Here is a 25,328-nt window from a genome sequence, read left to right as displayed (position 1 = left end):
TTCAATCTTTGTTCTCATCATGACGCCCGCGCCTGACAAGACACCCGGCTTCTGTCGCGACTGCCTTGCCGAGCAGAAGGGCGAGGTGCGCCGTTGCGTTTCCTGCGGCAGCCCCCGTCTCGTGCGCCATCGCGAACTCTACGCCTTGACGCTTGCCCATATCGATTGCGACGCGTTCTATGCGGCCGTCGAGAAACGCGACAATCCGGAACTTGCCGACAAGCCTGTCATTATCGGCGGCGGCAAACGCGGTGTGGTTTCCACCGCCTGCTATATCGCCCGCATCCACGGCGTACGTTCGGCCATGCCGATGTTCAAGGCGCTGGAGGCCTGCCCTCAAGCGATCGTCATTCGCCCCGACATGGAGAAATATGTCCGGGTCGGACGCCAGGTGCGCGCCATGATGCAGGATCTGACGCCGCTGGTGCAGCCGCTTTCGATCGACGAGGCCTTCCTGGAGCTCGGCGGCACCGAGAGGCTGCATCACGATCCGCCGGCGCGCACGCTCGCCAAATTCGCCCGCCGCATCGAAAGCGAGATCGGCATCACCGTTTCGGTCGGGCTTTCCTATTGCAAATTCCTCGCCAAGGTCGCCTCCGATCTGCAGAAGCCACGCGGCTTTTCGGTCATCGGCCGCGAGGAAGCGGTCGAGTTCCTGGCGCCGCGTCCCGTCACCACTATCTGGGGTGTCGGCAAGGCCTTTGCGGCGACGCTGGAGGCGGACGGCATCCGCACCATCAGCCAGCTGCAGCAGATGGAGGAAAACGACCTGATGCGCCGCTACGGCAGCATCGGCCAGCGGCTCGCACGGCTGTCGCGCGGCATCGACGACCGCGACGTGCATCTCAATGATGCGGCCAAGAGCGTTTCGTCCGAGACCACCTTCTTCGACGACATCTCGCGTTATGACGATCTGGTGCCGATCCTGCGCAACCTCTCCGAAAAGGTCTCCTGGCGGCTGAAGAAAAACGACATTGCCGGCCAGACCGTGGTCTTGAAGATGAAGACCGCCGATTTCAAATCGCGCACCCGCAACCGCAAGCTCGAAGACCCGACCCAGCTTGCCGACAGGATCTTCCGAACCGGGCTCGAGCTTCTCGAAAAAGAGACTGATGGTACGAAGTTCCGCTTGATCGGCATCGGCGTCACCGATCTCGGCGATGCCGCCCGCGCCGATCCGCCCGATCTCATCGACCGGCAATCGGGCCGGCGGGCGGCGGCCGAAGCGGCGATGGACAAGCTGCGCGACAAATTCGGCAAGAAGACGGTCGAGACCGGCTATACATTCGGCAGCGGCAAGCGCGATCGCTAGAGCATGATGCCGAAAAGTGTGAGCGGTTTTCGGACGACATCATGCTCTAACTATATAATGTAGAACAGGATTCAGATTTTAGGCCGAGCCGGCCTAAAATCATCCTGTTCTAGCGCATAACCCCGAAAATCGGAATCGATTTTCGGAAAGGATTATGCGCAGATTCAAAGTGATAGAGCGTCCTTAGCGCGTCTGAAGACGCGCGGCGCTCTAACGCGTGAAACCTGCGGGTGGTCCGGCCTATAAAATCTTCCTTAAACTTCGTCCCATAATGTGCCGGGCAAGTATTGCGTATGGTTGGGTCTCATGTTCTCGCGTCTCGTCTTCGGCCTCGGCTTGCTGTCGGCCACCGCACTCGTGCACCCCGCTCTTGCCGCGGATGGGCGCACGCTGCAGATCATCGTCTCGAAGGACAAGCAGTCGCTTGCGGTCTATGATGGCACCGAGGTCGTCGCGACCTCGAAGGTCTCGACCGGCAAGGACGGCCACACGACGCCGAGCGGCATATTTTCGGTGCTGGAAAAGCAGAAATACCACGAATCCAATCTCTATTCCAACGCCCCGATGCCGTTCATGCAACGGCTGACCTGGTCCGGCATCGCGCTGCACGAATCCAATTCGGTGCCGCGTTATCCGGCCTCGCATGGCTGCGTGCGCATGCCCGGCACCTTCGCAAAAATGCTCTATGGGATGACCGACCGCGGTGTCCCCGTCATTATCAGCGACGGTGAACTGGCGCCGCAACCGATCGACCATCCGACGCTTTTCCATCGGCAAGGACCGGCGGCGATGCCGCTGCTTTCGGATGTCGAGCTGCGGCCCTCCATGCCCGACGGCCTCGGGGAGCCGGTACAGGTGGCGATGAACGACACGGCTGCGATGCCGATGCCGGCCGTGCCGCCGATTGCAGCGCCCGAACCCGAGCCGCCGTCCGAGCCGATCAGCATGCTCGTTACGCGACGGACACTGCGCGAGACGGTGATCGACATCCAGACCCTGCTCAACCAGCTCGGCTTTTCAGCCGGCAATCCGGACGGCTTGCTCGGTCCGTCGACCGTGCAGGCGATCAAGGCTTTCAAGACATTGCGGCCGACGGAATTCGCCGCCGACAGGAACCTGGTCTCAGACACGCTCCTCAGGGAAGTCTATGCCGCGGCAGGCAAGGGCGAGCCGCCGAACGGCGTCATCATGGTGCGGCAGGCCTTCAAGCCCCTCTTCGAAGCGCCGGTGACGATCGCCGATCCGGGACTGGCGCTCGGCACGCATTTCTTCACGTTGCATGCCGTCGATGCAAAGGCCGGCACAGCGGAATGGCTCAGCATCACGCTCGCGAACAATCTCTCCCGCGAAACGATGAAGCGGCTCGGCATCACCAATCAGGAAAGCTCGATCATCACAGGCAAGCCGATCGCCCGTTCGCTCAGCCGGATTAGCATCCCCGATGAGACCCGCCGCAGGATCAACGCCCTGATCGCGCCCGGCTCGACGCTGACGATCTCCGATACCGGCCTCGGCCGGGAGACCGGCGAAGGCACGGATTTTATCACCATCACCCGCGGGTGACGTGGGGCTGATCAGACCAGTTCAACGTCGACGACGCCGGGGGCGGCGCGAAGGGCGGCGGCAATCTCCGGCGTGATGCGGTATTTCTCCGGCAGCGCCACTTCCACCTCGCGCTTGCCATCCTCTTTGATGACGATGAAGGAAACGAGGCCATCACCCTTGGCGTTCAAATGGCCGGCGACCATCCTCAGCGGTCCGGAATCGCGGACATAGACGCGCAGCGCCTTCTGCATCTGCAGTGACTTTTCCTCCAGCGACTGGATCGTCTGGATGCGCAGGCCGATGCCCTCCGGCCGCTCCTCGCCCGTCGCGGTTAGCACGAAGGATTTGCCTGACTCCAATACGTCGCGATACTGGTTCAGCATTTCCGAAAACAGCACCGCTTCGAACTGGCCCGAAGAATCGGAGAAGACGATGATGCCCATCTTGTTGCCGGTGCGGGTCTTGCGCTCCTGCTTCGAGATGACGGTGCCGGCAAGGCGGGCATTGGCCGCGCCCTGTTTGATGGCGGCGGAAAACTCGGCAAAGGTCTGCACCCGCATCTTCTGCAGGATGTTGTTGTAGGAATCGAGCGGGTGGGCTGTCAGATAGAAGCCGAGCACCTGGAATTCCTTGAGCAGCCGCTCGGAGGGGAGCCAGGGCGAGAACGGCGGCAGCGAGATCTTCTCAGGCCCCGACGTCAGCGTGCTGCCGAAAATGTCCGACTGGCCGCTCAGCTTGTTCTCCTGGGCGCGTTGGGCATAACCGAGAACACGGTCGAGGCCGGCTGCCAGCTGGGCGCGGTCCATGTCGAAACAATCGAAGGCGCCGGCATAGATCAGGCTTTCGAGCACGCGACGATTGACCTGACGCGGATCGATGCGCAGGCAGAAATCTTCGATGCTGGCAAAGGGCTTGTCGCCGCGCACCTCGACGATATGGTCGACGGCGGATTCGCCGACACCCTTGAGGGCGGCGAGCGCGTAATAGATGCGGTTGGCGCCGGTCTCGAAATGGCGGAAGGAGGTCTGCACCGAGGGTGCGATCACCTCGATGCCGAGGCGCTTGGCATCCTGGCGGAAATCATTGACCTTTTCCGTATTCGACATGTCGAGCGTCATCGAGGCGGCGAGGAATTCGACCGGATAATGCGCCTTCATGTAGGCCGTCTGGTAGGAGACGATGGCGTAAGCGGCGGCATGCGACTTGTTGAAGCCGTAATTGGCGAACTTCGCCAGCAGTTCGAAGATATTGTCGGCCTGCGGTTTCGATACGCCGTTCTTGACCGCGCCGACGACGAAGCGTTCGCGCTGCTGGTCCATCTCGGCCTTGATCTTCTTACCCATGGCGCGGCGCAGAAGGTCGGCTTCGCCCAGCGAATAGCCGGAAAGTACCTGGGCGATCTGCATCACCTGTTCCTGATAGACGATGACACCCTGGGTTTCCTTGAGCAGGTGGTCGATCATCGGATGGATCGATTCCAGCTCTTCGTCGCCGTGCTTGCGGGCATTGTAGGTCGGGATATTCTCCATCGGGCCCGGGCGGTAGAGCGCCACCAGCGCGATGATGTCCTCGATGCAGTCCGGCTTCATGCCGATCAGCGCCTTGCGCATGCCCGCACTTTCCACCTGGAACACGCCGACCGTCTCACCGCGCGACAGCATCTCGTAGGTCTTCTTGTCGTCGAGAGGAATGGCTGCGAGATCGACCTTGATGCCGAGCTTGGCGACGAAATCGACCGCGACCTTCAGCACGGTCAGCGTCTTCAGGCCGAGGAAGTCGAACTTGACGAGGCCCGCCTGCTCCACCCATTTCATGTTGAACTGGGTGACCGGCATATCCGAACGCGGATCGCGATACATCGGCACCAGTTTGGAAAGCGGCCGGTCGCCGATGACGATGCCGGCGGCATGGGTCGAGGCATGGCGGTAAAGCCCCTCGATCTTCTGGGCGATGTCGAGCAGGCGCGCGACAACCGGTTCCTTTGCCGCCTCCTCCTGCAGCTTCGGCTCCTCCTCGATCGCCTTGGACAGCGGCGTCGGATTGGCGGGATTATTCGGCACGAGTTTGCAGATCTTGTCGACCTGGCCATAGGGCATCTCAAGCACGCGGCCGACATCGCGAAGGGCGGCGCGTGCCTGCAGCGAACCGAAGGTGATGATCTGCGCCACCTGCTCGCGGCCATACTTGGCCTGGACATAGCGGATCACCTCTTCGCGGCGGTCCTGGCAGAAGTCGATGTCGAAGTCGGGCATCGAGACGCGTTCCGGATTGAGGAAGCGCTCGAAGAGCAGCGAAAAACGCAAGGGATCGACGTCGGTGATCGTCAAGGCATAGGCGACCAGCGAACCGGCGCCCGAACCGCGGCCGGGACCGACCGGAATGTCATGCTGCTTGGCCCATTTGATGAAATCGGCAACGATCAGGAAGTAACCGGGGAAACGCATGCGCTCGATGACGCTGAGTTCGAAATCCAGCCGTTCGCGATAATCCTTCTCCTCGTAACCCGGCGACATGCCGAGTGTTGCAAGCCGCATGTCCAGCCCTTCGACCGCCTGGCGGCGCAGCTCGCTCGCCTCGGCGCGTTCGGCCTCCTCGGCATCGTCGGTCGCACCGGTGAAGCGCGGCAGGATCGGCTTTCGCGTCTTCAGCACGAAGGAGCAGCGCGTGGCGATCTCGATCGTATTTTCCAGCGCTTCCGGCAGGTCGGCGAAGAGCTTGACCATCTCGGCCCGGCTCTTCAGATAGTGATCCGGCGTCAGGCGAAAGCGGCTGTCGTCGGAGACGATGGCGTTGTGCGCGACCGCCATTAGCGCATCATGGGCGTCGTAATCGTCGCGGGTCGGAAAAAAGGCCTCGTTGGTCGCAACCAGCGGCAGGTCGTGGGCATAGGCAAGCCCGATAATCTTCTGCTCGTGCCGCTTGTCGTAGGTGCCGTGCCGCTGCAGCTCGACATAGAGCCTGTCGCCGAAGAGGCGCTTCAGCGTGAGCAGCCGGGCTTCCGCCTGAGCGGGATGGCCTTCCTTGATCGCCACGTCGACCGGCCCGGTCAAGGCGCCGCTCAATGCGATCAGCCCTTCCGTGCCTGCCTCCTCCAGCCAGGAGGCGCTGACATGAACGGCCTGGTTGCTTTCGCCGCCGAGATAGGCCCGGCTGACGAGATCGACCAGCCGTTCGTAACCGGCATCCGTCGCGGCGAGAAGAACGATCGACGGCAGCTTGACCAGGGCCTGCTGGCTGCCGCGCTTTTCCGTCTCCAACCCGTCTCCCATATCGATCGAGACCTGACAGCCGATGATCGGCTGCAGGCCGTCTTCCATCGCTTTCTGGGAGAATTCGAGGGCGACGAACAGATTGTTGGTATCGGTAATCGCAATCGCCGGCTGGCTGTCGCCGGTCGCCTTGTAGAGGATCTTCTTCAGCGGCAGTGCGCCCTCGAGAAGCGAATAGGCGGAATGGACCCTCAGGTGGATGAAGCCTGGCGTGCCGCCGGTCGCCTCACCCGTTGAACCCTTTGCCGTATCCGCCATGACATGCCTTCCCAATCACCCGAATGAATCGGACGCATTGTCGGCATAGAGGGCGATGATGTCCAGAAGAAGTCCCGCGGCCGGACCGCATGAGTACCATGCGATCCCCTGAAAAGTTTAGAGCGCAATCACGATGAGCGAGAAGCTGGCAACGAACATTGCGATGGAGGTGAATGCTGCGATATCACGGATCATGTCAGTCATCGGGCTCTCCTTTACTCGTTATGTTTTCAATTTGTTCCATGTATGTTCCGTTGTCAACAGGAATCTTTTCCTTCTTTCTTATGTCCGAAAAATGCGGGAATGTGCCCCTGCGGATTGCTGGGAGCCGGCACTCGACGTGACGGGCAGCAGGTTGCTCCCTTCTCGGCCTGCCCCAGATCGGTCACGGCGCCTGGACGGCCAGCCTCCACGGCGGCCCGCTTATTTCTGGTCTTCGTTCCCCTTTCGTTCTTTACACATCGCAGCATATTTGCCAGCATCGGCGGGCTGAGAGGAGAACGACATGTTGGATATTACGATGCTGAACGAATTCGTCGTGGAGGCGAAGGCTGCGACCTATGTCGGCGGCGGCGTGGCGCGTACGTCCTGCCGGCCGAATTCCCACGATATCGGTTACGAACGCGGCGGCTGGCGCTATCTCGACAGTTATTTCGGCGGGACCGATTTCGCCGGGCAGGAAGTGGTGTGGCTTGCCGACGAGCCCGTCTGGGCGATGAATTATTTCGGCTGCGTCATTGCCCCGAAGCTCATCGACGGCGCAGCAGCAGGAACGGTGATCAAGACGGCACTTTCTGCGATGTATCGCGAGGGCCGGTTTCTTGGCGGGATGGAATTCGACCATCCTTTCGGCCGCTATATCGACAGCAGCGAAGGCGGTTGCGAGCGGTTCATCGGCCACGAATGCATCATGGTCGATGGCCAGAAGGTCTATATGCTCGACTACCGCGGCGGGCTGGTCATCCCCTGACCGCAGTCTTTAAAGTGTATCGCATCAATCCGGATTCATGCGAGGCGCTTTAAGTCTTTGATTTGTGCATACGTTATCCCAAAACCGCTGCACCCTTTTGGGCGACATGCATCAGAAATCGACGATCTTGCCATCGGATATCGTCACGCGCCGATCCATGCGGCGGGCGAGCTCGTGATTATGGGTGGCGATGAGGGCAGCAAGGCCGGACTGGCGCACCAGCGCTTCCAGCGCGTCGAAGACGTAGCTTGCCGTTTCAGGGTCGAGATTGCCGGTCGGCTCGTCGGCAAGAAGCAGTGTCGGCGCATTGGCGACGGCGCGGGCAATCGCAACGCGCTGCTGCTCGCCGCCGGAAAGCTCGCCGGGGCGATGCGAGCCGCGATGGCCGATGCGCATATAATCGAGAAGTTGGCCGGCCCGCTCTCCGGCTTCCTTCCAGGAAAGCCCGGCGATCAGCTGCGGCATCATGATATTTTCGAGCGCCGAGAATTCCGGCAGCAGGTGGTGGAACTGATAGACGAAGCCAATTTCGCTGCGGCGGATGGCGGTGCGTTTCTCGTCGCTCAGACCGTCACAGGCATGGCCGTTGATATTGACCTCACCGCCGTCCGGATGCTCCAGCAAGCCGGCAACATGCAGCAGTGTCGACTTGCCGGTGCCGGAAGGGGCGACGAGAGCGACAATCTCCCCCTTCGATATCGAAAAATCCGCGCCCTTCAGGATCGAGAGCAGCGTACCGCCCTGCCCGTAATGGCGCTGGACGCCGGTAAGCTGGAGAACGACGTTGCGTTTCATGAAGGCGGCATTCCTTATTCGTAGCGCAGGGCCTGCACCGGATCGAGCCTGGAGGCACGCCAGGCCGGGAAGATGGTCGCGATGAAGGAGAGCGTCAGCGCCATGGCGACGATCGAGATCGTTTCGCTCAGATCCATCTCGGCCGGCAGCTGGCTGAGGAAATAGACCTGCGGATTGAAGAGCACGGTGCCGGAGATCCAGGAGAAGAACTGGCGGACGGATTCGATGTTGACGCAGACGAGGACGCCGAGCAGCACACCGGCAATGGTGCCGACGATGCCGATCGCCGCCCCGGTCATGAAAAAGATGCGCATGATCGCGCCGGCGCTGGCGCCCATGGTGCGCAGGATGGCGATATCGCTGCCCTTGTCCTTCACCAGCATGATGAGGCCGGAGATGATATTCAGCGCCGCGACGAGCACGATCAGCGTCAGGATCATGAACATGACGTTGCGCTCGACCTGCAGCGCCGAGAAGAAGGTCTGGTTGCGCTGGCGCCAGTCGGTGATGGCGATCTGGCGGCCGGCCGCTTCCTCCACCTTGGGCCTCAGATCGTCGATATCGTCGGGATTATCGACGAAGAGCTCGATCGACTGCACCAGTCCCTCGGCATTGAAATAGAGCTGCGCTTCCTCGAGCGGCATGAAGATGATCGAGGAGTCATATTCCGACATGCCGATCTCGAAGAGGCCGGAGATCTTGTAGGACTTGATGCGAGGGCTGACGCCCATCGGCGTGATGTCGCCATCTGGTGACGTCAGCGTAATGAGATCGCCAACGCGCAGACCAAGCTGATCGGCCATGCGGCTACCGATCAGCACGCCATCGCCGGAGGCATAACCCACCATGTCGCCTGATTTGATGTTGTCGGAGACCGTCTTGAGCTTGGTCAGATCCTCGGCGCGAGCGCCGCGCACCAGAGCGCCGGTGCTGCCGCCGGCTTGGGCGGAGGCGAGCACCTGACCTTCCACGAGCGGTAGCGCCATCTTGACACCGGGCACGCCGGCGAGCTTGCTGCTGAGGACAGGATAATCGGTGAAGGGGCCGTCGACCGGCTGGACAATCATGTGGCCGTTGATGCCGAGGATGCGCGAGACGAGCTCGGTGCGGAAGCCGTTCATCACGGCCATGACGATGATCAGCGTCGCAACGCCGAGCATGATACCGACAAAGGAGAAACCGGCGATGACCGATATGAACGCTTCCTTGCGGCGGGCGCGAAGATAACGCCACGCCACAAGGCGTTCGAAGGTGGAAAATGGCTTGCCAGCCGGACCCAAGCCGGATTTCGAACTCCGGTCCACTGCTGCCTCTGCCATTTCGCCTCCGTTTCCTTAAGCCACGAACCGATTGATCGCCGCTTCGATGGTCATCGTTTCGCGGGCGCCGGTCTTGCGGTCCTTCACTTCCACTTCGCCGTTTGCGACCGCGCGCGGGCCGGCGATGATCTGGACGGGTACACCGATCAGGTCGGCGGTCGCGAATTTCGTGCCGGCCCGGTCGTCGGTATCGTCATAGAGCACATCCTTACCGGCCTTGCTCAGCGCGGCATAGATCAGCTCGCAGGTATCGTCACAGGCCTGATCGCCCGCCTTCATGTTGATCACCACGATATCGAAGGGTGCGACCGACGCCGGCCAGATGATTCCGTTATCATCATGCGATGCTTCGATGATGGCGGGAACAAGGCGTGTCGGGCCGATACCGTAGGAACCCATGTGAACGAAGTGTTCCTTGCCGTCAGGTCCCTGCACTTTCGCGCCCATCGGCTCGGAATATTTCGTGCCGAAATAGAAGATGTGGCCGACCTCGATACCGCGCGCCGACAGGCGGTCGCCTTCAGGAACGGCGTTGAAAGCCGCCTCGTCGTGCATCTCCGAGGTCGCCGCATAGAGCGAGGTCCATTTGTCGAAGATCGCCTGCAGGCCTTCGACATTGTCGAAATCGGTGTGTTCACCAGGAATATCGAAATCGACGAAATCCTTGTGGCAGAAGACTTCGGATTCGCCGGTATCGGCGAGAATGATGAATTCATGGCTGAGCTTGCCGCCGATCGGGCCGGTATCGGCGCGCATCGGGATGGCGCGCAGGCCGAGCCTGTCGAAGGTTCTGAGATAGGCGGCGAACATCTTGTTGTAGGAATGCTCCGCCGCTTCGCGCGTCAGATCGAAGGAATAGGCATCCTTCATCATGAATTCGCGCGAGCGCATGGTGCCGAAGCGCGGACGGATCTCGTCACGGAACTTCAGCTGGATATGATAGAGATTGAGAGGCAGGTCCTTATAGGACTTGACGGAGGAGCGGAAAATATCCGTCACCATCTCTTCGTTGGTGGGGCCGTAGAGCATCGGCCGATCCTGGCGGTCCTTGATGCGCAGCATCTCCTTGCCGTAGGCGTCGTAGCGGCCGCTCTCCTGCCAGAGCTCGGCCGATTGCAGGGTCGGCATCGAAAGCTCGATGGCGCCGGCACGGTTCTGCTCCTCACGGATAATGGCGTTGACCTTGTCAAGCACGCGTTTGCCGAGCGGCAGCCAGGAATAAATGCCCTGCGACTGCTGGCGGATCATGCCAGCGCGCAGCATCAGCCGATGGGAGACGATTTCCGCCTCCTTGGGATTTTCCTTAAGGATGGGCATGAAATAGCGAGACAGACGCATGGCGGATTCCGGAGCAGTTGAGATCCCGCAGCAGGCGGAATCGAAAGACCATTGTTAATGTCGGGAGCGTTCATAGCCGCTTCGCGGCAGGAAGGAAACCCGCAACGGATGCCGGCAACCTCCCGGAAGCGCATGTTCGCACCCGCAAAATGAAAGGGCATGAAAAAGCGCGTATTTATAAGGACTTGTACGAAAATCTTGTCAACAGAAAAATTTTGCTAGAGTGTAGCAAAAATGCAAAAAAAGCAGATGACAAAGCCCAATGTTTGAGCTAGTTTTAGCTCACAAAACAGGCAGGAAGTTAAATTCTTGCCGAATTCGCGGTCAAGTCTTGGGAGGATCAGATCTTAGGCGCGCTCGTCGCAGCCCCGGCAACGGTTACAGATCACGCGATACTTAAAACAAGGCTTTTAGCCTTGTTTTTTTTTGGCTTTTCGGCCTCCATCCCATCCAAAAATCCGGCCGACTTCCGTTAGGGGATGACCTTCATTCCGTTACGAGAGCTCTTTGCCGCAAACAGTATGACGCTGGCATGACGAAGTTCGCGTTCCATAGGTTTACATCTGCCCAAAGTTTGAGCAAAAGCCACGATCAATAGAAGCTGGGGGCGAGTTGCGGCAGGGCATCGAAGCCCCAGCCGAAATAAGTGTCGCAGACATACCAGAGCCCGTAAACCAGGGCCGAAATCAGGGTCGTCAGCGAAAACACGAAAGCGGCGCGAAACCGGGCGGGCGCACTCGGAACGGTGCCGAGCACGACGTCGTTGTCGTCCGCCTGGGTGCGCAGGCCGATCGGCAGAACGGCAAAAAGCGTCATCCACCAGATGATGAAGTAGACGGCAAATCCCTGAAGAAAGATCTGGAGCATTATGGTTCCCGTTGATGCCGCGCTGATGTCGCGTCCTTATACGGCAGAATGGCGACCAACTCAAAGCGAGCGAAGCGTTTAGCCGCCTGCTGGTCACTCTGCCGCAGCAGGGCTCAGGCCTGTTCGAGTTCGATCAGCGTGCCGAAGAAATCTTTGGGGTGCAGAAAGAGCACCGGCTTGCCGTGCGCGCCGGTCTTCGGCCGGCCGTCGCCGAGCACTCTGGCGCCCGCCTCGATCAGCCGGTCACGGGCAAGAAGGATATCATCCACCTCATAGCAGATGTGATGCATGCCGCCGGACGGGTTCTTTTCGAGGAAGGATGCGATCGGCGAGCTAGCTCCGAGCGGCTGCAGCAATTCGACCTTGGCGTTTGGCAATTCGACGAAGACGACGGTGACGCCGTGTTCCGGCAGAGCCTGCGGCTGCGATACGGCAGCGCCCAGCGTATCGCGATAGGCCGCCGTCGCCGCGGCCAGATCGGGCACGGCGATGGCGATATGGTTGACCCGGCCGAGCATGCTCAGACCTTGGTAACGAAGGCGGTGACAAGAGGTTTCTTGCCCCAGCTGTTGTTCGCGGCCGAGCGGATGGCGCGGCGCACGGCCTCCTGCAGCATGTCGATATCCTTGCGGCGGGCGCGCGGAATGCTCTCGATGGCGCTGACCGCCGCGTCGAAGAGCGTATCCTCCATATCCTCGCCCTCGTCATCGTAGGTCGGCAGGCCGATCGAAATGAGGTCGGGTTCGCCGACGATGTCATAGCGGGCGTCGAGCACGACGTTAACCGCGACATGGCCGACATAGGAGAGCTTCTTGCGCTCGCCGATACCCATCTCGTCGAAATCGCCGATCAGCGTGCCATCTTTATAAATCCGGCCATGCGGCGCCTCGCCGATCACCTCGACGGGACCAGGCGCCAGCCGCAGGATGTCGCCGTTGCGCACCCGCGGCACCAGCGCGATGCCGGATTGCTCGGCAAGCTCCTTGTGGGCCGTCAGATGTATCGCCTCGCCATGCACCGGCACGACGATCTTTGGCCGCGTCCACTCATACATCCGCTGCAGCTCGTTGCGGCGCGGATGGCCGGAAACGTGGACCAGCGCCTCGGTATCCGTGATGATGTGCACGCCTTGCTCGACGAGGCCGTTCTTGATGTCCTGGATCGCCTTCTCGTTGCCGGGAATGGCGCGCGAGGAAAAGACGACGATATCGCCCGCCGCAAAGGCCACATTGCGCATCTCGTCGCGGGCGAGCTTGGCAAGAGCTGCCCGCGCCTCGCCCTGGCTGCCGGTCAGGATGACGACGACCTTGTCACGCGGGATATAGCCGTATTCCTCCTCGGAGATGAAGGGCTTCACGCCTTCCATCAGACCGACATCCTGGGCGACGTCGACGACGCGCTTCAGCGAACTGCCGAGCAGCAGCACTTCGCGGCCTGCCGCCTCGGCCGCCTCGGTTACGGTGCGGATACGCCCGACATTCGACGAGAAGGTGGTGATCGCCACCCTGCCCTCGGCATCCTCGATGATCTTGCGCAGGCTTTCGGACACATCCTTCTCGGAGGGCGAGACACCGTCGCGCAGCGCATTGGTGGAGTCGCACATCAGCGCCAGCACGCCCTCGTCGCCGAGCTGGCGGAAACGCGTCTCGTCGGTCAGGGGGCCCAGCGAAGGCTCGTGGTCGATCTTCCAGTCGCCGGTATGGATGACATTGCCGACCGGCGTGCGGATCATCAGCGACATCGGCTCGGGGATCGAATGGTTGACGGCGACACCTTCGATGCTGAAGGGGCCGACATTGATCGTATCACCTGCCTTGAACGGCGTCACCGGCACTTCGCCGATTTTAGCCTTCTCGAAATTGCGCTTGGCTTCGAGCAGACCTGATGTAAAACCAGAGGCATAGACCGGCACGTTGAGGCCGGGCCAAAGGTCGGCGAGCGCACCATAATGGTCTTCATGCGCATGGGTGATGATGATCGCCTTGAGGTTCTTTCGTTCGCTGGCGAGGAAGCGGATATCGGGCAATACGAGGTCGACGCCCGGTAGGTCAGGCCCCGGAAAAGTAACGCCGCAATCGACCATGATCCACTGGCGATGCTCGGGCGGGCCGTAGCCGTAGAGAGCGAGATTCATGCCAATCTCACCGACACCGCCCAGAGGCAGGAATACCAGTTCGTCCTGTTTCGCCATAATTTTTGTTTTTTCCGCTATCCAAAAAACACATCACCGGCAGCAATGGGCATTATCCTGCCAGCGCCGGTATCGAGCATCAACAAGCCATTATCATCAATTCCGGCGAATTGTCCGGAAATCGATCGGTCCGGCAAATTCACCGTAATCTTTTCGCCGATGCCGCAGGCGATCGCGCGCCAGAGCGCCGTGATCTCGCCGATGCCGCGGCCCTTGTCCCATATTTCAAGCACTTCCGCCGTGGCGGCGAAGAGATGCGCGAAGAGTTCCTCCGGTGACGCCGCACTTCCCTGCTGACGCAGGCAGGTGACGGGGTAGAGAGGATTGTCCGGTATCACGGAGATATTGATGCCGATGCCGACGATCAGCGCGTAACGGCCGTCAGGCAACCCCTCGCCTTCGACGAGAATACCGCAGGTCTTCTTTCGACCGATGAGGATATCGTTCGGCCATTTGACCTCGAGCGGCTCGGCGCCCAGTGGCAGCACCCTGCGGATCGCCTGGTGCACGGCAACGGCGATCGCCAGCGGCAGCGAGCCCAGGCGCTCCATCGGCGCCGGGTCGATCAGAAGAAGGGAAGCGTAGAGATTGCCGCGCTCGGAAACCCAGAGCCTGCCACGGCGGCCGCGGCCGCCCGTCTGCCTCTCGGCGGTCACCCAGAGATTGCCGCCATCGCCCGCCCGAGCCCGGGCGAGGCATTCGCTGTTGGTAGACGATGTTTCCGACAGAGCCTCGTGCCTGAAATCGCCGAGCGATATCCGGCGCCGTCCGTCGGAAGCCATCAAAAGAGCGTCGCAGCGGCAAGCTCTGCCGCGCCGCCGATCGGGCCGCCGATGAGGACATAGGCGGTGACGAAGAGACCGGAGAGACCGAAGACCAGACGCAGCGCTCCGGAGACACGGGCGAATTCGCCAGTCGCCTCATCGAACCACATCAGCTTGATGACACGCAGATAGTAGTAGGCGCCGACGACCGAAGCGAGAACACCGATGATGGCGAGCGCATAGAGCTTGGCTTCGATGGCGGCAACGAAGACGAAGTACTTCGCGAAGAAGCCGGCGAGCGGCGGGATGCCGGCAAGCGAGAACATCAGCGCCGTCAGCACCACGGCCATGAACGGGTTCGTTGTGGAGAGGCCGGCGAGATCGTCGACATTTTCGACGACGGTGCCGTCCTTGCGGCGCATCGACATGATGATCGCAAAGCTGCCGAGCGTCATGACCATGTAGATGACCATGTAAAGCATGACGCCGGTGACGCCGGTCTGGTTGCCGGCGGCAAGACCGACCAGCGCATAACCCATGTGACCGATCGAGGAATAGGCCATCAGTCGCTTGATGTTCTTCTGACCGATCGCGGCAAACGAGCCGAGCAGCATCGAGGCGATCGAGATGAAGACGACGACCTGCTGCCAGTCCGCCAGAACCGGCTGGAAAGCGGTGATGACGATGCGGGTCATCATCGCCATGGCAGCAACCTTGGGTGCCGCGGCCAGGAAGGCGGTCACCGGCGTCGGCGCGCCTTCGTAAACGTCCGGCGTCCACATATGGAAGGGAACGGCCGAGATCTTGAAGGCGATGCCGGCGAGGATGAAGACCAGGCCGAAGATCAGGCCGAGCGACCGCGCGCCCTCGACGGACAGCGCCTGGGCGATTTCGGAGAAGTGGGTGTGGCCGGTGAAGCCGTAGACCAGCGACATGCCATAGAGCAGCATGCCGGAGGAAAGCGCGCCGAGGACGAAATATTTCAGGCCGGCTTCGGTCGACTTCAGGCTGTCGCGGTTGATCGCTGCGACGACGTAGAGCGCCAGCGACTGCAGTTCCAGCGCCAGATAGAGCGAGATCAGGTCGTTGGCCGAGATCATCAGCAGGATGCCGAGGGTCGCAAGTACCAGGAGAACCGGGAACTCGAACTTGTCGAGCTGGTTTTCGCGGGCGTGGCCGATCGACATGAATATGGCGACCAGCGAACCGATCAGCGCCACCAGCTTCATGAAGCGCGAGAAGCCGTCGGCCATGTAGACCCCGCCATAGGCAAGGCCCTCTGCCGGCACGAAGAGCAGCCACAGGCCGGAGGCCAGCAGCAGGACGATGGCGAGGCCGGTGACAAGAAGGCCCGACCGCTCGCCGGAGAAGACGCCGACCATCAACAGGACAAGGGCGCCGACCGCGAGGATGAGCTCCGGCGCGGAAAGATGCAGACTGAGGAGAATTGTTTCAGCGGTCATGTCCAATAAGTCCCGTCATCATTTCATAGACAGCGCAACATTCTGCGCTGCGTGCACGGCGGCCGTGTAGTTGTTGACCAGCAGATCCACCGAGGCAGCCGTCGCATCGAAGACCGGAGCCGGGTAAACGCCGAAGAATATGGTCAGCGCGACCAGCGGGTAAAGGATCAGCTGCTCGCGTCTGGAAAGATCGAGCAGCGCCTTCAGCTTTTCCTTTTCCAGCGCACCGAAGATCACCCGGCGATAAAGCCAAAGCGCGTAAGCGGCTGAGAGGATGACGCCGGTAGCGGCAAAGAGCGCTACCCAGGTATTGACCCGGAAGACACCGATCAACGTCAGGAATTCGCCGACAAAGCCCGACGTGCCGGGAAGCCCGACATTGGCCATGGTGAAGACCATCATCGCCACGGCATATTTCGGCATATTGTTGACCAGGCCGCCATAGGCGTTGATCTCGCGGGTGTGGGTGCGGTCGTAGACGACGCCGACGCAGAGGAAGAGCGCGCCGGAGACGATACCGTGCGAGAGCATCTGGAAGATCGAGCCCTGAACGCCCTGCATGTTGGCGGCAAAGATGCCCATGGTCACGTAGCCCATGTGGGCCACGGAGGAATAGGCGATCAGCTTCTTGATATCGTCCTGCATCATCGCCACCAGAGAGGTGTAGATGATGGCGATGACGGACATGGCAAAGACGAGCGGCGCAAAATAATCGGACGCGACCGGAAACATGCCGAGCGAGAAGCGGATGAGACCGTAGCCGCCGAGCTTCAAAAGCACGCCCGCCAGGATCACCGAGCCAGCCGTCGGCGCCTGAACGTGGGCATCGGGAAGCCACGTATGGACCGGCCACATCGGCATCTTCACCGCGAAGGAGGCGAAGAAGGCAAGCCATAACCAAGTCTGCAGCGCCGGCGGGAATTTGTAGGCGAGCAGCGCGGTGATATCGGTCGTGCCGGCCTGCCAGTACATCGCCATGATGGCGAGTAGCATCAGCACCGAGCCGAGCAGCGTGTAGAGGAAGAACTTGTAGCTCGCATAAACGCGGTCCTTGCCGCCCCAGACACCGATGATCAGGAACATCGGAATGAGGCCCGCCTCGAAGAAGACGTAGAAGAGCACGATATCGAGCGAGACGAAGACGCCGATCATCATCGTTTCGAGGATGAGGAAGGCGATCATGTATTCCTTCAGGCGCTTCTCGATCGAGAGCCAGCTCGCCAGCACGCAGAAGGGCATGAGGAAGGTCGACAGGATGACGAACAGCATCGAGATGCCGTCAACGCCGACGTGGTAGCCGATGCCAGTGCCGAGCCAGTTATGCTTCTCGACCATCTGGAAGCCCGGATTGGCATTGTCGAAGCCGATCCAGATGAAGAGCGAGACGATGAAGGTGAAGACGGTGGTGATCAGCGAGATCCACAGCACGTTCTTCCGGCCGGTTTCGCTCTCGCCGTTCATCAACAGCAGGAGCACCACGCCGACGAGCGGCAGGAAGGTGACCGTTGAAAGAATAGGCCAATCGGTCATCAGAAGGTACTCCCGAGCATCATCCAGGTAACGAGCGCCGCGATGCCGATCAGCATGGCGAAGGCGTAGTGATAGAGGTAACCGGTCTGCAGGCGGACCACGCGATCGGTGACGGCGACGACGCGAGCGGCGACGCCGTTCGGGCCGTAGGTGTCGATAACGCCGACATCACCCTTCTTCCACAGGAAGCGGCCGAGCGCCTTGGCGGAGCGGACGAAGAGGAAGTCGTAGAGTTCGTCGAAATACCACTTGTTCAACAGGAACTTGTAGAGCACGCGGTGCTGTTGCGCGAGGATGCGCGGCGTCTGCGGCGAGCGGATATACATGTACCAGGCGGTGACGAAGCCAAGCACCATGGCGATGAACGGGCTCAAAGCCACGAGCGCCGGAACATGGTGGAACTCTTCGACCAGTTCGTTCTCGGCGCCGGTAAAGAGCGCCCCCTTCCAGAATTCGGCATATTCCTCACCATAGAACCGACCTTCGAAGAAGTAGCCGGCGAAAACTGCTCCAATTGCGAGGAGATAGAGCGGCACCAGCATGACCTGGGGCGACTCGTGGACGTGGTGCATCACTTCGTGCGAAGCGCGCGGCTTGCCGAAGAAGGTCATGAAGATCAGGCGCCAGGAATAGAAGCTCGTAAAGAGAGCCGCGATGACCAGCAGCGCGAAGGCAAAGCCGGAGACCGGCGAATGCGAGGCATAGGTCGCCTCGATGATCACGTCCTTGGAGAAGAAGCCGGCAAAGCCGACCGGTGTGAAAGGAATGCCGACGCCGGTGATTGCCAGCGTACCGACAATCATCATACGGAACGTCCACTTAATATGCGGCCGCAGGCCGCCCATGTAGCGCATGTCCTGCTCGCCATCGACGGCATGGATGACCGAGCCGGCGCAGAGGAAGAGCAGCGCCTTGAAGAAGGCGTGCGTGAAGAGATGAAAGATCGCCGCGCCATAGGCCCCTACCCCGAGCGCCACGAACATGTAGCCGAGCTGCGAGCAAGTGGAATAGGCGATGACGCGCTTGATGTCGTTCTGCACCAGGCCGACGGTTGCCGCAAAGAAGGCGGTGATGGCGCCGATCACGGTCACGACGACAAGCGCATCGTGCGACAGTTCGAAGAGCGGCGACATGCGGGCGACGAGGAAGACGCCGGCGGTGACCATGGTGGCGGCATGGATGAGGGCCGAGACGGGGGTCGGGCCTTCCATGGCGTCCGGCAGCCAGGTGTGCAGCAGGAACTGAGCCGACTTGCCCATCGCGCCCATGAAGAGCAGCAGGCAGATGCCGGTAAGCGCATGCGCCTTGTCGAGCTGCATGCCGAAGAGGTTGAGGATCACCTCGCTCGCCTCACCGCCGCCTTCATGCGGGGCGAAGTTCGAGGCATTGGCGAAGATGGTGTCGAAGTTGATCGAGCCGAACAACACGAACACGCCGGCAATGCCCAGCACGAAACCGAAGTCGCCGACGCGGTTGACGATGAAGGCCTTCATCGCCGCGGCCGTCGCCGATGGCTTCTTGAACCAGAAGCCGATCAGCAGATAGGAGGCGAGACCGACACCTTCCCAGCCGAAGAACATCTGAGCAAGGTTGTCAGCGGTCACCAGCATCAGCATGGCGAAGGTGAAGAGCGAGAGATAGGCGAAGAAGCGCGGGCGATGCGGATCGGTATGCATGTAGCCGATCGAATAGACATGCACCAGCGTCGAGACCGTGTTGACGACGATCAACATGACTGAGGTCAGCGTATCGACGCGCAGCGACCAGGAGACGTCGATGCCGCCGGACTGGATCCAGCGCAGCACCTCGACCTTGATCGGACCGCCTTCGGCATGACCCATGCCGACGGTGAAGAAGACGACCCAGGACAGGATGACGGCGATGATCATCAGGCCGCTGGTGACATATTCCGAAGCCTTGGCGCCGATGGCGCGGCCGAAAAGGCCGGCGACGATCGCACCGATCAAGGGAAGAAAGACGATAGCCTTATAGAGGAACATGAGCCACTCAGCCCTTCATCATATTGACGTCTTCGACCGCGATCGAGCCGCGGTTGCGGTAGAAGACAACGAGAATTGCAAGACCGATCGCCGCTTCGGCAGCCGCGACCGTCAGGATGAACAGCGCGAAGACCTGGCCGACGATGTCGTTCAGGAAGGAGGAGAAGGCGACCATGTTGATGTTGACGGCAAGCAGGATCAGTTCGATCGACATCAGGATGACGATGACGTTCTTCCGGTTCAGGAAGATGCCGAAGACGCCGAGCGTGAAGAGGATGGCGCTGACCGTCAGGTAGTGGGAAAGTCCGATGACCATGTTCTTTGTTCCTTGACCTGCCTTTAGACGCCCTGCCCGGGCTTGACCGAAACCACCTCGACGGCGGTGGCGGGCGTGCGGGCAACCTGTCTGGGAATATTCTGCCGCTTGATGTTGGTGCGGTGTCTCAACGTCAGCACGATCGCGCCGATCATCGCGACCAGAAGCACCAGACCGGCGATCTGGAAGAAATAGACGTAGTTGGTGTAGAGCACGTCGCCGAGGGCGGCCGTATTGGTGCGCTCGCTCAGCGCCGGTATCGGCATGGCGACTGATTTGGCGATCTCAGGCGAGATGACGCTGCCGCCGATGACGACGATCAGTTCGGCTGCGAGGATCACCCCGATCAGCCCGCCGATCGGCGCATATTCGAGAACGCCGGCCCTCAGCTCGGTGAAGTCGATATCGAGCATCATCACCACGAAGAGGAAGAGGACCGCGACGGCGCCGACATAGACGACAAGCAGGATCATCGCCAGGAATTCGGCGCCGAGCAGCAGGAAGAGGCCGGCCGCATTGAAGAACACCAGGATCAGGAAGAGAACCGAGTGAACCGGGTTCTTCGCCCAGATGACCATGAACGCCGACGCCACCGCGACAAAGGCGAAAAGATAGAAAAATAGAGCCTGCAGACCCATGTTGGTGCCTTTTTCATCTTCCCCCGGGCAGCCGGGAGTTTCCCTGCCCGATGGTGCTTTCCCTGGCGCTAACCGGCAAAGCTCCTGTGCATATTGACCGCGACAGGGAGCGCTTAAGCTCCACCGCGGCATTTCAAAATCTCAATCAGCGGTACGGCGAGTCGATCGCGATGTTGCGGGCGATTTCCCGCTCCCACCGATCTCCGTTGTCCAGAAGCCGCGCCTTGTCGAAATAGAGCTCTTCGCGGGTTTCCGTCGCAAATTCGAAATTCGGTCCTTCGACGATCGCGTCGACCGGGCAGGCTTCCTGGCAGAAGCCGCAATAGATGCACTTCACCATGTCGATGTCGTAGCGCACAGTGCGGCGCGTGCCGTCATTACGGCGCGGACCGGCCTCAATGGTGATCGCCTGGGCAGGACAGATCGCCTCGCAGAGCTTGCAGGCGATGCAGCGTTCCTCGCCGTTCGGATAACGGCGCAGCGCATGCTCGCCGCGGAAACGCGGGGAGACCGGACCCTTTTCGAAGGGATAGTTGATCGTCGCCTTCTGGCGGAAGAAATAGCGCATCGACAGAAAGAACGCGCCGACGAATTCCTTGAGAAACAGCGAGCTGATGGAGCCGGACAAGCTTGCCATCTTCAACCTCCAATTTTGCCAGAAACGAGAGCAGGCACCATCATGCCCAACCCATCAGTTTCAGCACAAATGCAACAATGACGACCATGGCGAGCGACAGCGGCAGGAAGACCTTCCAGCCGAGGCGCATGAGCTGGTCGTAGCGGTAGCGCGGAACGAAGGCCTTGACCATCGCGAACATGAAGAACACCAGGCAGGCCTTCAGCGTGAACCAGATGATGCCTGGGACCCAGTTGAGGATCCAGATATCGACCGGGGGCAGCCAGCCGCCGAGGAAGAGGATCGTCGTCAGCGCGCACATCAGGCAGACGGCCGCATATTCGCCGAGCATGAACATCATGTATGGCGAGGAGCCGTATTCGACCATGAAGCCGGCGACGAGTTCGGATTCGGCTTCCGGAAGGTCGAAGGGCGGGCGGTTCGTTTCGGCGAGCGCCGAAATGAAGAAGATGATGAACATCGGGAAGAGCGACAGCCAGTGCCAGTCGAGGAACGACGCCGGCAGGCCGAGCATAGTGCCGAGGCCGGTATGCTGCGCATTGACGATATCGGTCAGGTTCAGCGAACCCACACAGAGAAGCACGGTGACGATGACGAAACCGATCGAGACTTCATAGGACACCATCTGCGCCGCCGAGCGCAGCGCGCCGAGGAACGGATACTTCGAGTTCGAAGCCCAGCCGCCCATGATGATGCCGTAGACCTCGAGCGAGGAGATCGCGAAAATATAGAGGATGCCGACATTGATGTTGGCGATCACCCATCCGTCGGCCAGCGGCACCACCGCCCAGGTGGACAGCGCCAGAAGCACCGTCACCAGCGGGGCAAGCAGGAACACCGCCTTGTTGGCGCCGGCCGGAATGATCGGCTCCTTGAAGACGAACTTCAGAAGGTCGGCGAATGACTGGAACAGGCCGAAGGGACCGACGACGTTCGGGCCGCGGCGCAGCTGCACGGCTGCCCAGATCTTGCGGTCGGCGAGCAGCACATAGGCGATGAAGACGAGCAGGCAGACGAGAAGCAGCAGCGACTGGCCGACCATGATGATCGCCGGCAAGACATAGCTTGAAAAGAAAGAATCCATAGTCCCCTGCCCTTACTCTGCCGCGACTTTGAAGTTGTTGCGGGCCAATGCCGAGCACTCCGCCATGACAGCCGAGGCACGCGCTATCGGGTTCGTCAAATAGAAGTCTTTCACCGGCGACGCAAACCCGGATTTGTTCATCTTGCCGGCTTTTTTCGCAACTGCGGCAATTTGGGCGCTATCGGTTTCGGCGATCTCGTCGATGGCAGCGAAATGCGGGAAAGCGGCATAGAGCCGGACACGCAATTCGCTGAGCGAATCGAAGGGAAGCTTCTTGCCGAGCACGTCGGAAAGGGCACGGATGATCGCCCAGTCCTCGCGGGCGTCACCCGGCGCAAAGCCTGCGCGGTTGCCCATCTGGACGCGGCCTTCGGTGTTGACCCAGGTGCCGGACTTTTCGGTATAGGCTGCGGCCGGCAGGATGACGTCGGCATGGTGCGCGCCGTTATCGCCATGCGAGCCGATATAGACGGTGAGCTTGGCCTTCTTGGCGGTGAAGTCGAGTTCGTCTGCGCCGAGCAGGAAGAGCACGTCCATCGCCGTCAGCATCTCGGCGGCATTGACGCCCTTGGCGCCCGGCACGAAGCCGAGATCGAGGCCGCCGACACGCGAGGCAGCGGTGTGGAGGACGGCAAAGCCGTTCCAGCCTTCGGCGACCGCGCCGACCGAGCCGGCGAGCTTGGCAGCACTGGCGAGAACGCCGGCGCCGTCGGTGCGCGACAGGGCGCCCTGGCCGATGATGATCATCGGCCTGGCGGCATTCTTCAGCACGTCCGCGAAGGCGTGGGTACCGTCGATCAGATCCTTCAGCGTGTCCGGACCGCCGCCGAGGTAATCATAGCTGTAGCGCAGTTCACCCGGCTCGCCGATCACGCCGATCGGGAACTTGCCGCGGCGCCAGCGCTTGCGGATGCGGGCGTTGAGGATGGCTGCTTCGAAGCGCGGATTGGCGCCGATGATCAACAGCGCGTCGGCCTGGTCGATGCCCGATATGGTCGGGTTGAAGAGATAGCTTGCACGGCCGAGCGACGGATCGAGTGCCGCCCCATCCTGGCGACAGTCGAGATTGACCGACCCCAGCGACTTCACCAGTTCGGAGAGCGCATACATTTCCTCGACGGAAGCGAGGTCGCCGGCGACCGCGCCGATCTTCTCGCCCGAGGTGGCACCGACGGCGGCCTTGATGGCGCCGAAGGCTTCGGCCCAGGTAGCGGGCTGCAGGCGGCCGTCGCGGCGAACATAAGGCCGGTCGAGGCGCTGGGTCTTCAGGCCGTCCCAGATGAAGCGGCTCTTGTCGGAAATCCACTCCTCGTTGATCGCCTCATTGACGCGCGGCAGGATACGCATGACCTCACGGCCGCGGGTATCGACGCGAATCGCCGAACCGACGGCATCCATGACGTCGATCGATTCGGTCTTGTTCAGCTCCCACGGGCGCGCGGTGAAGGCGAAGGGCTTCGAGGTCAGCGCGCCGACCGGGCAAAGATCAACGACGTTGCCCTGCAGCTCGGAGGTCATCGCCTGCTCGAGATAGGTGGTGATCTCGGCATCCTCGCCGCGGCCGATCAGGCCGAGTTCGGAAATGCCGGCGACCTCGGTGGTGAAGCGGACGCAGCGTGTGCAGTGGATGCAGCGGTTCATCACCGTCTTGACCAGCGGGCCGATATACTTGTCCTCGACGGCGCGCTTGTCTTCCTGATAGCGCGAGGTGTCGATGCCGAAGGCCATCGCCTGGTCCTGCAGGTCGCATTCGCCGCCCTGGTCGCAGATCGGGCAATCGAGCGGATGGTTGATCAGCAGGAATTCCATCACACCTTCGCGGGCCTTCTTGACCATCGGGGTGTTGGTGAAGACCTCAGGCAGTTCGCCGTTCGGGCCGCCGCGAATGTCGCGCACGCTCATGGCGCAGGAAGCCTGCGGCTTCGGCGGGCCGCCCTTCACCTCGACAAGGCACATGCGGCAGTTGCCGGCAACCGACAGGCGCTCATGGAAGCAGAAGCGCGGAACCTCGGCGCCGGCATCCTCGCACGCCTGCAATAGCGTGTAATGATCCGGAACTTCGATCTCGTTGCCGTCAATCTTCAGTTTTGCCATCGTCGCTCAGTCCTGTTTCCCGTTTGCCTGATGACGGCAAACAAACCTATTTTTGCAGCACTCTCATTGCCAAGCGGGATCTTTCGTCCTGCCGACATCTGATGTCGCCCAAATTCTCTGTCGCGTGTTCGAGATCCGAAACCCGCACCGGCATCTTGAGGCCCCCGCCCGTCCGCCGATTTGCCCATCTTTTCCGGCCGATTGACACGGCCGGACAGTTCATTTCTTCCTGCGGCCCCGCCCTGCCAGAACTTTTGCCTGACCGGTCCAGTCGTCACGCAGAATGCGGCCGTTGAAGCCGAGCTCGGCGTCGAGCCGGGCGATTTCCTCGTCGGTCCAGGCGGCAATCTCGGCGAAGCTGCGAATGCCCTTGGAATTCAGCACCTGCTCCAGCTTCGGGCCGATGCCGGCGATCAGCTTGAGATCGTCTGTCTTCCCCCGCGCAGCCGGTTTTGCCTTCACGGCCGGCTTTGGCTCGCTGGCCTTCGCTTGGCGGGCTGGCTTCGCCTGGCTGACTGGCTTCGCTTGGCTTACTGGCGTCGGTTCGCCGACCGGCTTGACAACCGTCAGTTTCGGTCCTGCCTTCTGCGCGGCCGGTGGCTTGGTGAACGCCTTCACGACCGGGCGAATATTCTCCGACCGGATATCGACATCGGGCTTCAGTTCGTCCGGCGGCGTGTCATCGAGGGCGGCCGCGACCTTGCTAGTGGTTTCCAGGGCGCTCTGCCAGGCCCCGAAGAAAGCACCGGCCATCTGGGTCGAGAAACCGAAGCCGATCGCCGTTGCGGCGGCAAAGGCTGCAGCGGGATGCGCCATCAGCGGATGCACCGGCATTGCCTGTGCATTTTCCAGCATCTCGGCGGCAAGACGGCCGAAGCCGGCGGCGAAATCGGCAGTCTCTTCGTTTTTCCTACCCTTGGATGCATTGTCCGCCATGA

At 61.1% G+C, this 25,328-nt stretch carries 20 protein-coding genes; 3 read left to right on the top strand and 17 right to left on the bottom strand.

Annotated elements, in window-relative coordinates:
• Positions 1 to 19 precede the first annotated feature (19 nt).
• A complete protein-coding gene (locus V8P77_RS23795; RefSeq protein WP_335914551.1) occupies positions 20 to 1,312 on the top strand; it encodes a DNA polymerase IV in 1,293 nt (430 codons plus the stop codon).
• A gap of 306 nt (positions 1,313 to 1,618) precedes the next feature.
• Positions 1,619 to 2,875 carry a L,D-transpeptidase family protein gene (locus V8P77_RS23790; RefSeq protein ID WP_335914518.1) on the top strand — a complete coding sequence of 419 codons (1,257 nt, stop codon included), beginning with the start codon at positions 1,619 to 1,621 and terminating at the stop codon, positions 2,873 to 2,875.
• An 11-nt stretch (positions 2,876 to 2,886) separates the two neighbouring features.
• On the opposite strand, the gene dnaE is transcribed toward V8P77_RS23790, so the two are convergent.
• Complete coding sequence (gene dnaE, locus V8P77_RS23785; protein WP_335914517.1) at positions 2,887 to 6,384, bottom strand: DNA polymerase III subunit alpha; 3,498 nt, start codon at positions 6,382 to 6,384, stop codon at positions 2,887 to 2,889.
• Positions 6,385 to 6,889: 505 nt separating this feature from the next.
• Here dnaE and V8P77_RS23780 point away from each other — a divergent pair.
• Positions 6,890 to 7,354: a DUF5680 domain-containing protein gene (locus tag V8P77_RS23780; protein ID WP_335914516.1), complete on the top strand. Its 465-nt coding sequence runs from the start codon at positions 6,890 to 6,892 to the stop codon at positions 7,352 to 7,354.
• Positions 7,355 to 7,465: 111 nt separating this feature from the next.
• Here V8P77_RS23780 and V8P77_RS23775 read toward each other — a convergent pair whose 3' ends face one another.
• The 16 genes from V8P77_RS23775 to V8P77_RS23700 form a co-directional block, all read right to left on the bottom strand.
• On the bottom strand, positions 7,466 to 8,149 hold the full coding sequence (locus V8P77_RS23775; RefSeq protein ID WP_335914515.1) for an ABC transporter ATP-binding protein: 684 nt from the start codon (positions 8,147 to 8,149) through the stop codon (positions 7,466 to 7,468).
• Positions 8,150 to 8,163: 14 nt separating this feature from the next.
• On the bottom strand, positions 8,164 to 9,468 hold the full coding sequence (locus tag V8P77_RS23770) for a lipoprotein-releasing ABC transporter permease subunit (RefSeq protein ID WP_335914514.1): 1,305 nt from the start codon (positions 9,466 to 9,468) through the stop codon (positions 8,164 to 8,166).
• Between the two features lie 15 nt (positions 9,469 to 9,483).
• On the bottom strand, positions 9,484 to 10,806 hold the full coding sequence (gene proS / locus V8P77_RS23765; RefSeq protein ID WP_335914513.1) for a proline--tRNA ligase: 1,323 nt from the start codon (positions 10,804 to 10,806) through the stop codon (positions 9,484 to 9,486).
• 591 nt (positions 10,807 to 11,397) lie between these two features.
• Positions 11,398 to 11,673, bottom strand: coding sequence for a DUF1467 family protein (locus V8P77_RS23760; RefSeq protein ID WP_027665376.1), 276 nt, complete (start codon positions 11,671 to 11,673; stop codon positions 11,398 to 11,400).
• A gap of 113 nt (positions 11,674 to 11,786) precedes the next feature.
• Complete coding sequence (mce, locus tag V8P77_RS23755) at positions 11,787 to 12,191, bottom strand: methylmalonyl-CoA epimerase (protein WP_335914512.1); 405 nt, start codon at positions 12,189 to 12,191, stop codon at positions 11,787 to 11,789.
• 2 nt (positions 12,192 to 12,193) lie between these two features.
• Positions 12,194 to 13,864: a ribonuclease J gene (locus tag V8P77_RS23750; protein WP_335914511.1), complete on the bottom strand. Its 1,671-nt coding sequence runs from the start codon at positions 13,862 to 13,864 to the stop codon at positions 12,194 to 12,196.
• 17 nt (positions 13,865 to 13,881) lie between these two features.
• A complete protein-coding gene (locus V8P77_RS23745) occupies positions 13,882 to 14,646 on the bottom strand; it encodes a biotin--[acetyl-CoA-carboxylase] ligase (protein WP_335914510.1) in 765 nt (254 codons plus the stop codon).
• Positions 14,646 to 16,091, bottom strand: coding sequence for an NADH-quinone oxidoreductase subunit NuoN (nuoN, locus tag V8P77_RS23740; protein WP_025394102.1), 1,446 nt, complete (start codon positions 16,089 to 16,091; stop codon positions 14,646 to 14,648). The genes V8P77_RS23745 and nuoN overlap by 1 nt, the downstream gene beginning before the upstream one ends.
• 18 nt (positions 16,092 to 16,109) lie before the next feature.
• On the bottom strand, positions 16,110 to 17,621 hold the full coding sequence (locus V8P77_RS23735; RefSeq protein ID WP_335914509.1) for an NADH-quinone oxidoreductase subunit M: 1,512 nt from the start codon (positions 17,619 to 17,621) through the stop codon (positions 16,110 to 16,112).
• Positions 17,621 to 19,621 (bottom strand): NADH-quinone oxidoreductase subunit L, encoded by a 2,001-nt coding sequence (gene nuoL / locus V8P77_RS23730; protein WP_335914508.1) that lies wholly within the window; start codon positions 19,619 to 19,621, stop codon positions 17,621 to 17,623. Before nuoL ends, V8P77_RS23735 begins: the two co-directional genes overlap by 1 nt.
• A 7-nt stretch (positions 19,622 to 19,628) precedes the next feature.
• Positions 19,629 to 19,937 (bottom strand): NADH-quinone oxidoreductase subunit NuoK, encoded by a 309-nt coding sequence (gene nuoK, locus V8P77_RS23725; RefSeq protein ID WP_003547388.1) that lies wholly within the window; start codon positions 19,935 to 19,937, stop codon positions 19,629 to 19,631.
• Positions 19,938 to 19,960: 23 nt separating this feature from the next.
• Positions 19,961 to 20,575 (bottom strand): NADH-quinone oxidoreductase subunit J, encoded by a 615-nt coding sequence (locus V8P77_RS23720; RefSeq protein WP_003547387.1) that lies wholly within the window; start codon positions 20,573 to 20,575, stop codon positions 19,961 to 19,963.
• A 145-nt stretch (positions 20,576 to 20,720) separates the two neighbouring features.
• Positions 20,721 to 21,212, bottom strand: a complete 492-nt coding sequence (gene nuoI, locus V8P77_RS23715) for an NADH-quinone oxidoreductase subunit NuoI (RefSeq protein WP_003547385.1) — start codon at positions 21,210 to 21,212, stop codon at positions 20,721 to 20,723.
• A 40-nt stretch (positions 21,213 to 21,252) separates the two neighbouring features.
• Positions 21,253 to 22,296, bottom strand: coding sequence for an NADH-quinone oxidoreductase subunit NuoH (gene nuoH, locus V8P77_RS23710; protein ID WP_017959942.1), 1,044 nt, complete (start codon positions 22,294 to 22,296; stop codon positions 21,253 to 21,255).
• A gap of 12 nt (positions 22,297 to 22,308) precedes the next feature.
• Positions 22,309 to 24,390, bottom strand: coding sequence for an NADH-quinone oxidoreductase subunit NuoG (gene nuoG / locus V8P77_RS23705; RefSeq protein ID WP_335914507.1), 2,082 nt, complete (start codon positions 24,388 to 24,390; stop codon positions 22,309 to 22,311).
• A 219-nt stretch (positions 24,391 to 24,609) separates the two neighbouring features.
• A complete protein-coding gene (locus tag V8P77_RS23700) occupies positions 24,610 to 25,326 on the bottom strand; it encodes a helix-hairpin-helix domain-containing protein (protein ID WP_335914506.1) in 717 nt (238 codons plus the stop codon).
• Positions 25,327 to 25,328 lie beyond the last annotated feature (2 nt).

The organism is Rhizobium aouanii, from assembly GCF_037002925.1.
Classification (GTDB): domain Bacteria; phylum Pseudomonadota; class Alphaproteobacteria; order Rhizobiales; family Rhizobiaceae; genus Rhizobium; species Rhizobium aouanii.
Note: the sequence above shows the minus strand (reverse complement) of the source record. Positions and strands in the feature narration are given on the sequence as shown.